General features: G+C 51.3%; 12 protein-coding genes. 6 read left to right on the forward strand and 6 right to left on the reverse strand.

Annotated elements, in window-relative coordinates:
• Positions 1-19: 19 nt before the first annotated feature.
• The 3 genes from GFH31_RS03445 to GFH31_RS03455 all read right to left on the reverse strand — a co-directional run bounded on the left by GFH31_RS03445 (position 20) and on the right by GFH31_RS03455 (position 3255).
• Complete coding sequence (locus GFH31_RS03445; RefSeq protein ID WP_153498213.1) at positions 20-1000, reverse strand: hypothetical protein; 981 nt, start codon at positions 998-1000, stop codon at positions 20-22.
• Between the two features lie 111 nt (positions 1001-1111).
• Positions 1112-2503, reverse strand: coding sequence for a hypothetical protein (locus tag GFH31_RS03450; protein WP_153498212.1), 1392 nt, complete (start codon positions 2501-2503; stop codon positions 1112-1114).
• 164 nt (positions 2504-2667) lie between these two features.
• Positions 2668-3255, reverse strand: a complete 588-nt coding sequence (locus tag GFH31_RS03455; RefSeq protein ID WP_153518037.1) for a helix-turn-helix transcriptional regulator — start codon at positions 3253-3255, stop codon at positions 2668-2670.
• Between the two features lie 1312 nt (positions 3256-4567).
• Here GFH31_RS03455 and GFH31_RS03460 point away from each other — a divergent pair.
• From GFH31_RS03460 to GFH31_RS03480, 6 genes are all read left to right on the forward strand, one after another.
• The gene (locus tag GFH31_RS03460) at positions 4568-5881 is read left to right on the forward strand and encodes a TolC family protein (protein ID WP_101572713.1); all 1314 of its coding nucleotides are present in this window, start codon (positions 4568-4570) and stop codon (positions 5879-5881) included.
• On the forward strand, positions 5878-6912 hold the full coding sequence (locus tag GFH31_RS03465) for an HlyD family secretion protein (protein ID WP_101572711.1): 1035 nt from the start codon (positions 5878-5880) through the stop codon (positions 6910-6912). Before GFH31_RS03460 ends, GFH31_RS03465 begins: the two co-directional genes overlap by 4 nt.
• A 1-nt stretch (position 6913) precedes the next feature.
• On the forward strand, positions 6914-8524 hold the full coding sequence (locus tag GFH31_RS03470; protein WP_118655946.1) for a hypothetical protein: 1611 nt from the start codon (positions 6914-6916) through the stop codon (positions 8522-8524).
• A gap of 169 nt (positions 8525-8693) precedes the next feature.
• Positions 8694-9014 carry a hypothetical protein gene (locus GFH31_RS12795; RefSeq protein WP_153498203.1) on the forward strand — a complete coding sequence of 107 codons (321 nt, stop codon included), beginning with the start codon at positions 8694-8696 and terminating at the stop codon, positions 9012-9014.
• A gap of 10 nt (positions 9015-9024) precedes the next feature.
• Entirely contained in the window at positions 9025-9228 is a 204-nt protein-coding gene (locus GFH31_RS03475; protein WP_101572705.1) for a hypothetical protein, read from the forward strand.
• A 239-nt stretch (positions 9229-9467) separates the two neighbouring features.
• Positions 9468-10382 carry a restriction endonuclease gene (locus GFH31_RS03480; protein ID WP_172970788.1) on the forward strand — a complete coding sequence of 305 codons (915 nt, stop codon included), beginning with the start codon at positions 9468-9470 and terminating at the stop codon, positions 10380-10382.
• 212 nt (positions 10383-10594) lie between these two features.
• Here GFH31_RS03480 and GFH31_RS03485 read toward each other — a convergent pair whose 3' ends face one another.
• From GFH31_RS03485 to GFH31_RS03495, 3 genes are all read right to left on the reverse strand, one after another.
• A complete protein-coding gene (locus tag GFH31_RS03485; protein WP_153498201.1) occupies positions 10595-12175 on the reverse strand; it encodes a L,D-transpeptidase in 1581 nt (526 codons plus the stop codon).
• Positions 12176-12246: 71 nt separating this feature from the next.
• Complete coding sequence (locus GFH31_RS03490; RefSeq protein WP_055204885.1) at positions 12247-13515, reverse strand: dicarboxylate/amino acid:cation symporter; 1269 nt, start codon at positions 13513-13515, stop codon at positions 12247-12249.
• A gap of 149 nt (positions 13516-13664) precedes the next feature.
• Positions 13665-14969: a DEAD/DEAH box helicase gene (locus tag GFH31_RS03495; RefSeq protein WP_055204883.1), complete on the reverse strand. Its 1305-nt coding sequence runs from the start codon at positions 14967-14969 to the stop codon at positions 13665-13667.
• Positions 14970-14983: the final 14 nt, after the last annotated feature.

The following is a 14983-nucleotide window of genomic DNA, read 5'->3' on the forward strand; positions in this document are numbered from 1 at the left end:
TTCATATATGCCATGCTGTCTACATCGGCGTGACCTCGCCCTGCTCGATGTCGCCCCAGCCGACGAGCTCGATGCCGAAGACGAAGAAGCCTTTGAACACGAACTTCACCTGGTGCCTCGGGTCGAGGTGGAAATTCCACGCTGCGGCGTTGCCGTTCGGGTCGGTGACCGTCGGCGGAGTCTCCTGATCGAAACCGCTGAACACGCCCATGACGTTTCCCCTTGCATCGTAGAAGCGCACGACGAGATCCATCGCCTCGCGCGTCGTATTGCGGTTCGGGTCGGCGTAGTGCGTGCCGCCCGAGGGGAACACGTACTCGGGACCTGTCGTGAAATCGGCTCCGGAGGAGCTTACCTCGTGCGAGCTCTGCACGTATCCGTCCGCCGGACGGCGGTAACAGCCGTCGAAGCCCATGTGCGTGCCGACGCCCATATATTGTATATCTATTCGCGCTACGGCGGCCGGCAGTTCTTTGAACTCGCACAGAACGCTGGCCTTGTAGACGCTGTCTTTTGCCAAGTTGACCGTATCGGGTCTGCCGGCCATCGGATGCTCCAGCGGGTAGGACGTGATATCGTCCTGAAGTACGACACGGAAGTTGGGGCCGGGAGTGTGTACCGTCCCGGCATTGCCGAGCAGCGGCTCGGAGATGTGGGAGTCCTGATGGGGCTGGCCCCTATCGCAGTAGGTCTCGTCCACGTTGGCGAAGGCGCTCACCTTGTAGCCTCCGCCCCACGGCAGTTTGAATCGCAGGATGCCGTCCCTGCCTATGGTGTTGGGGTCGAACGGTCCCTCTATGAACCGGGTATAGCGGTGCGTGCCGGAAGCGTCGTGAATGGACACCAGCACGTTGTCGATCGTCCCGTCCTGGAGTTGCGGGATGTATATCTTGAAGTTGTTCTCGTCTTCGAAGTAGTCGTAAGTGCAGGATACCGCGGCGAAGATCACCAGACATAAACCCAGCAACCGACCTCTCATGTTCTTGTAGCGTTGTATCATACGTTCTAAAATTTATACCTGAATACTCCTCCGGGTAATGAAAGTGAAAAAGAGAAAAGGGGAGAGGGATTGCTCCACTCTCCCCCTTTTGTTTCGTCGCTCGAAGATGGATTACATATCTACATCCACGTTGTCGATCGTGGCGTTCCAATCTGCCAGACCGACCGTGATTTCCAGATTACCGTATTCCTCCGGTTGGGGAAGCGGCTTGTCGGGATCGGTCGGGTCTACCCACGTACCTGCGCCCCTGAGCGTAAGGTTCAGCTCCAGAATGCAGTTGCCCTTGAGTGTGGCGGTGACGGCGCCGGCCCATGCGATCTGCACGCCTTGGGGAGCGGTGAGTACATCATTCTCACCATCGCCGTCCGTATCTTTGGGATAGCCGGCGGGAACATACATGTTGTCTTTCGTGATACCGGTAACCACCACGTCGAGTTTCTCTTTACTGTCACCTAGGACACTCCCGTCACTTCGCCCGGAGCCGGCGGGAATGAGCATCACGTCCTTCCACGATTTGAAATTGCCGGAAAGGATCGTGCCGTTGCTGTTGTAACCGGTTGTGGGGTACATACTTTCGAACGCGCCCTTGGCGAAGAACACGGTGTTCTTGGCGGTAATGCCCTGATCAACTTTATCATCGAGGCCAGTGATCGCGTTGCGACGGACCGTTCCGCGCAACATGGTTTCCGCATTTGCGTCGGTGACCGTTGTGGGATCGTACGTCAGGTTGATGCCCGTCTTGATACGGCGGATACGCAGCGAAGCCTCACCGGCCTGGAAATCGATCGCGTCGTTGCGGTTGTTGGTATTATCCTCCAACTGGTTGATACGCACGCGCACGAGGCTCACGATACGGGTTAGCTTATAGGTTGCCGGAGTATAGCCATTTTCACCTTTCGCAACCCCGTTCCCGTCCGTGGTTTTGTCCGCTACGATTTGTACGTTCTTTTTAGAAGCCACGAACACTTCGGGAGCTTCGTCGTAACCTACCGAATTAGCCTCGCTGCCATTCGGGTTACTCGTCGCATTGTAGTCCTTGTAACCATCGTAGGTAGTACTCTTGACCGCATCCATGTAGAGATCCACGATATTGCGCCCCTTGGCGGTAGCTATCGACCAGTCGATGGTGCTACGCTGATCCCAGTTGGCGAAGACATAGACGTCGTAGGTACCCGCGGGAATGCCATTGATTACTCTGTTGGGCTGATCAGCAATATCATTCTTCGTGTTGTCGTACGGAACTTCCTGAGCATTCTTGATTACGCCGCTCTGCACGAAGAAGACAGCCAGGCTCTTGATGTTGTTTGCCCAGCTCGTGGTCGGTATGGCCGACGATTGCGCATACGTAGCCGGGGCTTTTTCGAAGGCCAGCGAGATACTTAACGCTCCCGTAGCGCCGTCGTCAGCGCCGCCTACGGGATCGCTGTCCTTGTTGCAGGAGGCCAGACCCGCGATCAGGGCCGCTCCCATCATCAGTGTTACAAAAAAGTTTTTTCTTCTCATGATTTAAAAATTTTAAGTGTAAGGGTTGTTAAAGTATTGTTCTTTCGCTTCGCGTTGTTTATTTAAGGTATTCTTACTCCTACCCCGCTTGCCAGCAGACCGGCAGCAGCAGGGAGAGCAGAAGAATTTTTATTTCGCATTTCGATATCATAGGCTATCACGTGTTATCGGTTTTCAGACGCCTTTGTTCTCGAAGCGGCGCGCCGCTTCGGGAGGTTTTTCGCATTAGCGCTCGTTTCAGAGGGTTTTTCCGACCTCCGGCGCGGGGATGAAGCGTTGCTCCTCCTTGAAAAATCGGGCGAAAACGCTTCCGAATGGGTGCGTAAATTCATAGGAGTCTGTCCGAAATATCGTTTACAGAAGGTAATGAGATAGGACGACGCAGAGAAGCCGTGATCCGTGGCGATTTCAGCAAAAGTCTTATTCGTATTGCGTAAATCGTGAAGGACGCGTTCGGCGCGACGCTCCTGGAGCCACTCGTGAGCCGGGCGTTTGAACTCCGCCTTAAACTTGCGCTGAAAGCTGCGGACGCTCATGTTTGCCAGGGATGCAAAATCCTGAACGTTGCAGATCCCTTTATAATATTCGTAGACGAAATCCTTGAAATGGGCGCTATATCCTACGACGTAGTGCAGAAGAGCGTACAGCTCCTCCGGAGTATGATAACCGCGAAGAAGGATGCAGAGCTCCTCCTGCTTGACCTTATGGAAATGGATGCAGTTAAGACCGTCGTCCAGGGCTCTGGACAACACCCAGAAAAAGTCCGCAACCTGCTGTTTTACATGAATTTGAGGGGGGGGGGGGGGGGGGGGGGGGGGGGGGGGGGGGGTAAATGACTGTCACTCTTAGAAGACATTTCGCGCTGGAGATCCATAAAAGAGTATTTATCGCACAGCGGCGGTTGTCCCATAAAGAAGCATACGATCAAGCTGCATCCGCAAGCGGCCGTGCCCGAAACGTGCAGATTCATGGGAGCGAGAAACAAGGTACCCGCCTCGATGGTACGACGCGGAAGACAACCCCATTCGAGAAACAGGCTGCCCTCGGCAACGTATACAAGCGCGCTGTGACGATCATTGCATGACGGCAAGAGTTCGCCTACGGACAAATGGTATTGTCGGAAGAGAGATGTCGTATCTGTCGCGTAATTTTTGCAAGACAAATGCGTTTCTATATTGTAAAGGGACATGACAAAACAAACTCGTGGTTTCCTTTTGCAAAATTACAACGTCAGAAATAGAAATAATTTAAAAAATCTGACAAAATATTTAAAATACGCGACAATTTGCACCCTTTTTTACGGTAAAAGCCCCCATTCTATGTTATTATACGCCATAAAAACTCTCGGAACGATACCCGAATCATGCCTTCGTCCATCATCGATTCAAGACAACAGCGGCATGCGGCATCGAACCGCAATACATGAATATGAGCGGCAGTTTCAATTTCCAGCGAAAGTCCCGGCCCGAAAAGATCGAAGAGGAGATCACGGCAAAACTGAAAAAGTCCGCACACGTAAATAAATCCCGAATGGCGCAAACAGCCCGAATGTAACGGACGTACCTGTGTACGATACCGGTCTCTTCTATCGTGACAATAAAACCGTCCATCCACGCCCAATAAACGATCCGCAGGCTCGCCAGCTCGTCGCAGGACAACTCTTCCCTGATTATCCATGCCTCCTGCAAATCGTAGGGAACCTTCATCGCAGTCAGTGCAACAGCATCGTCCGACTTTCAATTTGCTGCGTAACCGGCACAGCAGACCTACTCCGCGGGCCATGATGTTTTTTACTTTCACCTTTAGCAATTTTTCCGCCTGTTTTATTCGGCATTTCCAACGTTTTTCGTAAATTTGCCATGCGACTCACAAAGAGTGGCGCCTATATGATCATAAAGAGTAAGAGCATTGTAACAATCTGTATCCCTGTAAGAAATTGGGGCTATCTGGAGAACTGGAAAAGCACAGCTTCGGTTTGTGGCTCGTAAATCACGAGCTGGGTTCAGTCATATATTCGGACTGACAAAACGATCAATTCCCATCACATAAAATAATCAATCCTTTATGAACAATCTTCGATTGCTCGCAGGGCTGCTTCCTGTAGCCTTGTTGAGCGGCGGGGTGTGCTCTTACGGTCAGTCGATAATTACCTTGGAGGAGATTTTCGAGGCTGCCGAAACCAACAGTGCACAACTTCGACCTTCATTTACTGCGCAGACCGAAGCCGAACGTGAAATAAGCGTCGCACGCGCAGGCCGTCTGCCCGACATCAACGCATCGCTGTCGCTGAGCTATATAGGAAACGGCTTCACAACCGAGCGCAGTTTCAGCGATTATCAGAAAGCTCCCATACCGCATTTCGGAAACGGATTGTCGCTGAATGTCACTCAGCCAGTCTATACCGGTGGAGCCCAAACGTATGCCATAGAGCTTGCCGAACTGAAATCAACGGCGGCACGATATGCGACCGATTTTCAGCGCAACAATATTCGTTTCCAATTGACAGGATTTTATCTCGACATCTATAAATATACCAATCTGCGTCGGGTTATAGAAAGCAACATATTCGCAGCACGAAAGGTATTGGAAGAAATGCGGGCACGTTATGAGCAGGGAACGGCTCTTCAAAATGACATCACACGTTATGAACTCTTGATGTCAAACCTTGAGTTGCAACTTGTCAGGATAAACAATACGCTCAATATTCTCAATACCAATCTCGTGACAACGGCGGGATTGTCCGACGGAACCGTCATCGTTCCGGATTCTACCATTCTCGCCCGCTCCTTGCCGATGGGGGAAGAGCACAGATGGCAACAGGAGGCGATGGAGAATTCTCCGTCATTAAGCCTTGCACGTTCCGCTGTCGACATAAATCGTAAGGCGGAGGCTATCGTCCGTTCCGAGCGATTGCCCAAAATAGGACTTCAGGCAGGCTGGACTCTCGACGGACCCATTCTTGTGGAAGTTCCGCCAATCAACCGCAATTTAAGCTATTGGTATGTCGGAATCGGAATCAGCTACAATATCTCTTCACTGTATAAAAGCAACAGGTCTTTGACAAAGAAACGCATTGCGACGCAACGGGCCATAGAAGAACTGAACGCCGCACACGAGAACGTATCGCTCACCGTGAGGGCCGACCATATACGCTATCTCGAAGCTTACGAGACGCTGAAGACCCAAGAGAAAAGCGTAGAGCTTGCCCAACGCAATTACCGCACGACTTCCACGCGATATTCGGCGGATATGGCATTGATCACCGACATGCTCGATGCGGCCAACGCAAAACTCGATGCGGAACGGCAGCTCGTAAATGCCCGTATCGACATCATCTACTATTATTACAAACTTTTATTTGCTACAGGAAAAATATGAAACACCATAACAAAAAGATACTTTCTTACATTATTACCACGGCGGTAATCGCTGTCGCAGCATTATGGGTCGGCAACAAGTTCATCCATCTCGGCAATATTGAATTTACCGATAATGCACAGGTACGTCAGCAGATAGTGCCTGTAAACAGCCGAGTGCAAGGCTATATCAAAGAAATTCGTTTCAGGGAGTACGCAAAGGTTAAGAAAGGCGACACACTTGTCATAATCGACGATGCCGACATGCGGCTCAATGTAGCCCGTGCAAACGCCGATTACCAGAATGCCCTTGCCGGACGCAGTGTCGCCGATCGATCGGTTGCTTCGGCCTCGGCAAACGTAGCGGTCAGCGAGGCATCTATCGCCGAAGCAAAAGTGCTGATGGAGAATGCGGCGACTGATCTGACACGATACGAAAAACTACTGGCTCAAGACGCCGTTACCCATCAACAGTATGATGGAGCCAAGACGGATTATGAGGCAAAAAGAGCCCGTTATGAAATGCTTGTCCGACAATGTTCGGCAACGTCGTCGGTAGTCGATGTCAATCGTCAGCGCATGTCTCAGTCAGAAGCGGGGATCAAACTTGCCAAAGCTCTTCTTGAAACTGCTGAGCTCAACCTCAGCTACACCGTCATTATCGCCCCGTGCGACGGCTACACTTCGCATAAGGAGATACAGGTCGGTCAGCTCGTACAACCGGGGCAGACCCTTCTCGATGTCGTCGATTCCGGCGATATCTGGGTTACGGCAAATTACAAGGAAACCCAGCTTCGGCACATTACCCCCGGCAGCAAAGTCGAAGTAACGGTCGATGCCATTCCCGGAGTGGTTTTCAACGGCGAAGTGAGTGCCATCTCAACGGCAACGGGGGCATCTCTTTCCCTTATTCCCCAGGACAATTCTGCCGGCAATTTCGTAAAAGTGCGTCAGCGCATACCCGTAAGAATCGAATTCGCGCCCGATAATAAACCGGAGGATATGGCCCGGCTCCGCGCGGGCATGAATGTGGAATGTCGCGTGAAATACTGATATGGCAGACTGGCATGTTCAACAGGGACCGTTCGACATACCGGACGTTCCCGACTTCATCCCGCGGCGACTCAAGCCGTATCTGTTCATCTTTTTTGTCCTGATAATCCAATTCTCGGGAGGCGTGTATCTCGCAGCCGCTTCCGATATGGTGGGCACAAAAGCAGTGATGCAGGAAGATATTCTCATGGCCGGTTACGCCTCGCTCATCGGCATGGCTATCAACTTCGCCATGATGTTTCGCATCAAGTTCCGTTTCTCCACCCGAAACCAATTGCTCGTCTCTGGCATGGTACTGATCGCAGCAAACGTGATATGCGCCTATACCGCAAGCGTACCTCTGCTCGTCGGAACTTGTTTCGTGGCGGGATGGTTCAGGATGCAGGCGACATTCGCATGTAACTCTACCATACAACTATGGTTGACTCCCGTGCGCGACATGGCGATATTTTTCTGCTATGTCTATATCATAGTCGACAGTGTCATACAACTCAGCGGCATAGCCACGATATACACTGCGTTTTTCTCCCAATGGGAATACATGCACTGGATTATGACGGGGATGCTCGCCTTGATGATGCTCATGGTGATGATCCTTGTAAAGCCTGTGCGCGGACCAATGTTCATTCCTTTGCTCGGCATCGACTGGATCGGTGCGGTTTTGTGGGCGATATTCATGCTTTGCTTCGCATTCGTCTGCGTTTACGGCAGTTTCTATGACTGGTGGGACGCTGCCGAGGTATGCGAAGCAACATTGATCGGCATCGTCTGTATCGGCATAAACCTGTGGAGAGCCTCTTTTTTACATCACCCCTATATCTCATTCCGGGCGATGAAAAATCGCAACGTGTTACGTGCCACCGGCATATATTTCGTCTTCTTTATGCTGATTGCTACCGAGCATGTGTTCGAACATAGCTATGCCGCCAACATTCTCGGTTTCGATGACACCAATCTCATAGACCTTAATTGGTATGTCTTTGCCGGGATCGTTGCCGGATGCGCGTTCACATACCTTACATTCGCCCGGCGTAAATGGAGATATAAGACCATGACGGCCATAGGTTTCGCCCTTGCGGCCGCTTATCTGGCATATTTCTATTTTGTCATAGACTACGGTATTGAGAAAGAAATGCTTTTTATTCCGCTCTTTTTCAGAGGAGCGGCTTCAGTGATAATCTCCATCGTGTTTCTGACTTCGATAGTACAGAGCGGCCTGCCGTTTCAGGTATTTCCGCAAGCTCTGACGATCAACGGCTTCACCGGAGCGGTAATGGGCGCTACGCTTGGTCCGGCGCTGATAGGCGAATTCCTACAACATACGATGGCTAAAAATGCAGCTTTGCTGAGTTCCAATATAATCAATGCCAATACCGATGCCCTGCATATTCCACTAACTCGACTTTACGGCATGGTACAGACACAGGCTCTCGTAATCTCCATGAAAGAAATATATGGCTGGTTGCTGCTTGCAGCATTGGTGTCATTGCTGATCATTCTTATAAGCTATGGCACGGTGCATCCATTTGCCATCTTCCCGAAATGGAGCACCGTTCGCAGGGTAATCAAGCATATTGTCCGTACCACCGATAATGAAATACGGCCAATGTAATTAATTGGTATTAACCGTATTGTACTGTTCGTATCAATTCAAAAGCGCGACCATCTGGAAACCCCTATGACAAACATTACGTCCGAACAGCGCCGATTGCTCGATGGGCTGAGCACAGATCAAGGGAAACGGATGCCGCTACGTTGTCGAGTTCCTGACCGTAGAGCAGATGCGTGAACATAACTACGACGTGACGGAACAAGCGGCCGACGTTATCGACCGTATTGTCGAAAAGGTCGAAGTGGGTACGAACGTCATGCTCCGTATAGGCCAACAATTACGGAATAAAATCACTCGAAAACTATTAGCAAATGACAAGACAAGAGTGCCTGCGGCGCTCTCCGATCGAGGGCGTCGTTTTGAGATCACCACGGAATACGTGCGGATCTACAATGACTGCACAATGTTTCTTAATGCATACAACTACATTATAATCAGACTGAAGACATTCGGCGACAATTTGATGAACTACGAAGTATCGCTTCACTAAAAAACTGACATTGAAAGACACGACCAGATTCATGCTTGCTGTCCGGGAACTCTGCCCGGTCTACCGCACCGTATGCGACGATATCGGACGGCTTTTCTCTGAGCTGACGGAACTCGTCCGCCGGATAGAACGGGACGGGATTCACAGAGACTATTCGGACGACGAACTGCTGGAAGCCGCTATACGGAGGCAAAACAAGATCGGCAAATATTAGTCAGAAACTTTCCGGATAATCCGTTTCGTTCATCAGTCGAGTTTCGCTATATTTGTAACTAAGGCGGATCCGAATTATTTAAATATGATTCATAGTAATAGCAATTATATATACCAGAATCAACATCTCAACGGCAATCCGCCAAAGAAAAATAGATTCAATCACTATCGATAATTAATATGGCAACAATATCAAATAGTATAAAGTTTATTAATCACAAAACACAAAATCATCCCTTAATGTCACATCTGGAAAGAGCGATCTACGATAAATTCCACACCCTGTTTCCTCAAATGGGATACGATGTATGTATTCCTCAACGACAAAGAGGACATACATACACTCCAGATTTCGTCATCAGTTCAATAGACCAAAAATATAAGATCGCCGTAGAAGTGAAAGGCAGTAATCATATCTACGGAAATTTTTTCAGCTATGTGTCCGATATGTTCGCCAGACTACAAAAAACAGATTCTTATGATAAATTTTTATCGGTCTCGGATCATATAAAAAACGTTAATAATCATTTTTCACATCATGGATCATCATCGAACATCGAAATAATAGACATCGATGAAATACATAACTGGATCGAACGGTTAGAACAATCGTCCTCGGATCAGTCAGAGAATCCATACGATATATTAATCCATTTACGGAAATTCAACAAAAGTATCATCCGTTGTATCGCATGTGCTCCTGAGCAATTATACAATCTTGAATGGAGAGATACGGAACGGGTAATCGCCGAATTATTCGAAGGGATCGGGTTCAATGTTACTCTAACCCGTTGCAGTAAAGACGGAGGGAAAGATATTATTCTCGAATACAAAATAGGCAACAGCACTAAATCATATATTATCGAAATAAAACACTGGAAATCAAAAACAAAGGTCAACAAAAATAGTGTAAAACGATTTACACAAATTGTCGTTAATGAAAATCGGGAAAAAGGATTGATGATATCGACATTCGGCTATACACGCAATTATTATGAAAGCCTGACAGAACACGAATTAAAAAAAGTTTGTTTTGGAACCCGGAATAAAATCGTTGATTTATGCAAAACGTACGAAAAAATTCGGGGAGGAATATGGGTACCTCTTGATCTGGAGGGAGAATTTACAAAAGAGACTTTTACGCCAGTCTTTTGAACGAGATTATGAAGAACAATATCATAACGTAAGAATAATAAAAATAAAATCTTCCACGCGATATGTTTTGTATCCGTCTTGGACTTTAGTCTTATTTACCAGCACATTGACGGGGAAATGCATGCAATCTGTGTTAATAGATATTGAATTCGTTTTCGTGCACAAAGGCAACGATTTTATAACAAAAAAACTATTTCCGTTAACAAAACAGATCACCGGCGCTGTGTTGCGATCAGCATGTAAGGCGACCGGTGCGGATCGAGCCATTGCAGCGTTTCGATCACCTTCGGCTCAGTAACGGTTATGCAACCGGCGCTGCCGCGGTTATAACCGCTTTCGAGGTGGAAGAAAATTGCGCTCCCTTTGTATTTTTCAATCGGGCGCGTGTTGTATTCGACTACGGCGGCGTACTTGTAAGCGTCGTCGTCGCGGCGCAGGTATTCGAAATTGTCCGTCGCGGGCGTCTCGGTGGTCATCCGGTTATACATCGGGTCTTCCGAATCGCTGATCCAGTAATGTTGCTTGGTAACCACCAGGAACGGCCATCGCAGGTCGATGTCGTCCCGGTAACCGAACGCGAATCCCATCGGGTAGGCTCCCGTCGGAGTCCGCTGGTCGCCTTCGAGTTTCTCGCCGTAAGGCGCGATCCCGCGGCGGCCTACGTTGGCATGGATCGCCGGAAAGGTTTCCGTCCACCGCCCGTCGCCCTGCTTGTCGAAACGGCGGAACGCGCACAGTACCGAATCCGGCCGGTCGTTATAAACCAGGATCAACTGTCGGCAACTGTCCGGCAATTGCACGTTCGCATCGAGGAAACGACCGATCAGCTCGCCATTGCTGTCCGTTTTGCGGCAATCCCCGATATAATCGTCGATCCGTGCGATCCGGCGATCGACGGCCTCCCTTGCCTGCGCATCGTATTTCCGAGCCTCTTCGTAAAACGACCGGGCGCGTTGCAGCGCCGCGAGATCCTCCATCCCGAAACCCGCATTCGCGTATAAATGTCCCAACGCCTGATTGCACCACGCCTTGCGGGCATAATTTCCGCGCCGGATAAAATCCCGAATCTCCGGCCAGCGGATTTCCGCCCGCTCGCACAGATAGACGTCTCGGATCTTATCCTGCAACGGAGTGTGCAGCTCCTCCTGAATCCGGAAACAATCGCGGTATAACAGATCCGCCAGCGGATTCGTCCATGCATAAAATTCGCCTGCCATCTCCAAGCCTGCCATTTCCAGCCCTGCACGCCCTCGCAATGCGTCCGACACGGTATCGGGCAACGTCATAAAACCCGTTACCGTACCGGATGCAAGCGTATCACCGCCTCGTAACGCCACATAACCCAAGCGTACCGTATCGCCTCCGTCGACCGACAGGCTAAGGTCGATATCCTTGCAACCGAAAATTTTCCGAACGCGGCGTTCGACATTTCTCCATCGTCCCGTATGCAATCCGTAGTCTCCCCGGCCGTCGAGCGAAAGGCGTTTTTCGGCAAACGACTTCGCGTCCGTCACACGGCCGCCCTCTTCTGCGAAGGCCCCGCGCAAACTCGCCGCCGTAAAAAAAGAAGCCAGATCCAATCCCTGTTTCAACGCCTGTTCGGTCATTTCGGGCGTTATCCCGTGCCGAGCCGACGCATCGGCCACCTCCGCCGAACGCAGGTAGACCACCGGCCCCGGACACGTTGCGCGCACGAGCAACACCGCAACGACTACGCACGCAAAAAAGGCGGCCAGCAAACGGACGAAAACCCTTTGACGGGCAGAACGGACACAAAAATCGGATCGTTTCATTTTCCGGATATTTTCAGTTAAAAACAACTATCGTACGAAACACAGCCGCCGGTCGGCCAAACAACAACGGGTCACGCCTGCCGCCGATCGGTCTCGCCCGCGCTCACCACGCAAGCCGCCATCGCATCGCCCGAAACATTCACCGCCGTAATCAGCATATCCAGCGGACGATCCATCGCAATGATCAGCGCGATCCCCTCGGCCGGAATGCCCACCGACACGAGCACCAGCATCAGGATGGCCATCCCGCCGCTGGGAATCCCCGGCGTACCGATCGACGAAACCGTCGTCAGCACGACGATCGAAAGCATCTGCGTCAGGGTCAGGTCGATCCCCATGACCTGCGCGACGAAAACGGTCGCGATGGCGTGGTAGCAGCTCGTCCCGTTCATATTGATCGTGATCCCGGTCGGCAGCACGAAGGAAATCACGTTGTGCGGCAAGCCCAGTTTCCGCATCTGTTCCATATTCACAGGCAGGCAGGCTGCGCTGGAACACGACGTAAAAGCCAACAACTGCACCGGCAGCACCGCGCGCATGTAATCACCGAGCTTGGTCCGGGAAAAAAAGCGAACGATCAGCGGATAGCATACCAACAGGATGAAAACCAATCCGATCACTACCGTAAGGGCGTAATACCCGAGCGCCAGCAACAAATCCGAATCGCCGGCAAAGCTGACGACCAGATCGGCCATCAGCGCGAACACCCCCAGCGGGGCGAACTTCATCACGTAACCGATGATCTTCAGAATAATCCCGTTCAGCGATTCGATCAGGTTTTTCACCGGCGCGGATTTCTCCTTTCCGACAGCCACCATCGCCACGCCAAATACGATCGACAGCAGGATCAACTGCAACATGGCTGTGTTGTCGCCGGCCGCCTGCACGACGTTTTCGGGGATCACGTCCACGACGAATTGCAACGGACCGGAACTTTTCACCTCCTGCGCATCGGCGCGTCTCTGTTCGACAGCCTGCTCGTAATGACTCCGGAACTCCTCGGTCTTTTCGCGCGGAAAAACGTTACCGGGCTGAATCGCATTGACGACGATCAGCCCGATAAAAATAGCGAACACAGTGGTAGTCAGGTAAACTCCGAGCGTTTTCAATCCGAGCCGGGACAGGTGTTTTACATCGCTCAAGTTCGTAATGCCGCTGATCAGCGATACGACCACCAGCGGAACCGCCACCAGGCGCAACATCCGGATGAAAATGGTTCCCCACGGCTTGACCCAATCGGTCACCAAATGCCCGCATCCGCCGGAAACAGCAGCGAAACCGAGCACGGTTCCGAGCGCCATTCCGATCAGGATCGTGATATATAGCGGTAATTTCTTCATCGTTTGCAATCGACAGCCTTTCCCTATCCGGGACTTTCACGGAACGGAGGCTTACGCACGACCGGATCTCGTTTCCGGTAAGAGTCAAACAAATATAACGCAAAATCCCGGAATCCGAATATCCGGAATCCGGACGATCGGCCGAACCGTTAATTACCTCCGCCGCTGCCGGCTTCGCGGGGACGTTTGCCGCTTCCCTGCCGGCGTCCGTAACGGCCGCCCGGCTTACCGGAACTTCCGCTCCCTTTACGCGGCCCCCGACCATGGAAATTGCGACGGCTCCCCCGCCGATCGCAAGCCGCCGGATCGTATTTCGGCCCTTTGCCGAGCCGTTCGGGAATCGGCAGCTTTTCGATCTCCCGCTCGATAAACTTCTCGATCCGCTGGAATTTATCCTGTTCCTGTTCGCTGACGAACGTGATCCCGGTACCGGTCGCACTCGCACGGGCCGTACGACCGATCCGGTGGATGTAATCTTCCGGGTCGTGCGGCACGTCGTAATTGATCACCGTACCGATATCCTCGATGTCGATTCCGCGCGCCACAATGTCCGTAGCCACGAGGATATCGATCTTACCGTTGCGGAAATCGAGCATCACCGCTTCTCGCTGCTCCTGTTCCAGATCGGAATGCATCGCGCCGACGTTCAGCTTCATTTGCTTCAGCGTGCGCGCCAGCTCTTTGGTCTTCAGCTTCGACGACGAGAAAATAATCGTTTTCGTCCCCGAAGGCCGGGCGAACAATTCGCGGATAATTCCGATTTTCTGGTTTTCGTAACATACGTAAGCCACTTGGCTGATCGCCTCGTTGGGTTTGGATATGGCGATGTTCACCTCGGACGGATCGCGCAGGATTTGTTTGGCCAACTGCCTGATTTTCGGAGGAAGCGTCGCCGAGAACATCACGGTCTGCCGCTGGGCGGGCAACTCGGCGACGATCTTCATAATATCGTCGAAGAATCCCATATCGAGCATCCGATCGGCCTCGTCGAGCACGAAATAGCGCACGTGCGACAGATCCACCCCGCTGTTCTGAATATGGGCCAGCAGGCGTCCGGGCGTAGCGATCACGATGTCGGAGCCCATGATCATCCCCTGTTTCTGCTGACTCCAGCCGATACCGTCGCCACCGCCGTAAACGACCGTCGTCGAAAGGGGTAAAAAGTAGGAAAAACCCTGAAACTGGATATCGATCTGCTGCGCCAGCTCGCGCGTGGGAACTACGATCAGCGATTTCACCACATTGTCCGGATTGCCCTCGTGCAGCAAACGGTCCAACAACGGAAGCGTATAGGCGGCCGTTTTGCCGGTGCCGGTCTGAGCGCAAGCGATCAGATCTTTTCCTTCGAGAATAATGGGAATAGTTTGTTCCTGAACGGGGGTCATCTCTTTGAAGTTCATCGTTTCGATTCCTTCCATGATGCCCTCGTGCAGGCCGAGTTCGTCGAATTTCATCTTTTTCGTATTAA

The sequence above is a fragment of the Alistipes sp. dk3624 genome, from assembly GCF_009557455.1.
GTDB classification, from domain to species: Bacteria; Bacteroidota; Bacteroidia; order Bacteroidales; family Rikenellaceae; genus Alistipes_A; species Alistipes_A hominis.